Origin of the sequence: Rathayibacter sp. AY1D5, assembly GCF_002932515.1 — a bacterium.
Lineage (GTDB): Bacteria > Actinomycetota > Actinomycetes > Actinomycetales > Microbacteriaceae > Rathayibacter.
This window is the reverse complement of sequence record NZ_PSVU01000122.1, coordinates 1-818: the sequence shown is the minus strand read 5'-3', so window position 1 is coordinate 818 and position 818 is coordinate 1. Positions and strand designations below refer to the sequence as shown.

Below are 818 nucleotides of genomic sequence, written 5' to 3'. Positions count from 1 at the left end.
GCCGCTGGCGTAGACGTCGCCCGAGGCCCGCGCGCCTGCTCCGCCGAAGCCGTGAGGGTCGGCGCCCAGGCCGTCCCAGAACATGTGCCCGGTCCCGCCGCTCGCCTCCGAGCCGAACGTCGGGACGGCATCGAGGAAGCCGCCGAGGTAGGCGGTGTCGCCACCGCTGCCGCCGGTCCCCGGGGTGTCGATCGTCGCGCCGCCGCCGCCGCCCCCGGGGAAGCCGCCGGTGCCGTGGCCCGCTTCGCCCGGCCGGCCGGCGGCACCGCCGTCGGAGCCGTCGTACAGGATGGTCGCGTTCGATCCGCTTCCTCCGCCCGCGGCGACGGCGATGACATCGCCGCCGACGGGGTCGCAGTTCTCGTCGGGTTCGCTGAAGGACACCCACTTGGCGTCCCCACCCCCCTCGAAGCCCCCGCTCCGGAGGCTTCCCCAGTAGATCGTCTGACCGGGCGTCACCTTCACGTCGTAGAGCGTGAAAGCCGCGCCGGCGCCGCCGGTGCCCCCGGTGTTCCCCACGCTGTCGAAGTCCTGACCGTCGGCTCCTCGGTTGCCCCGGGCGGTGACGTCGGCGGTGTGGACGTTCGCAGGCACAGTGAACCTGCCGTCCGTCGTGCACGCGTCGTAGAACCGATTGGCGGAGGCGGGGGGTGCGCCGACCAGCGTGAGCGCCGCGGCGGCGAGGACCACCGCGAGACCGCCGGCGAGGGGGCGCCGGAGGCGGGACCGGGCACATGTTCTGGGACGGCCTGGGCGCCGACCCTCACGGCTTCGGCGGAGCAGGCGCGCGGGCCTCGGGCGACGTCTACGCCAGCGGC

General features: G+C 75.3%; 1 pseudogene. It reads right to left on the bottom strand.

Annotated elements, in window-relative coordinates:
- Window positions 1-594: pseudogene (locus C5C82_RS17140) on the bottom strand (hypothetical protein); the annotation flags it as partial.
- Window positions 595-818 lie beyond the last annotated feature (224 nt).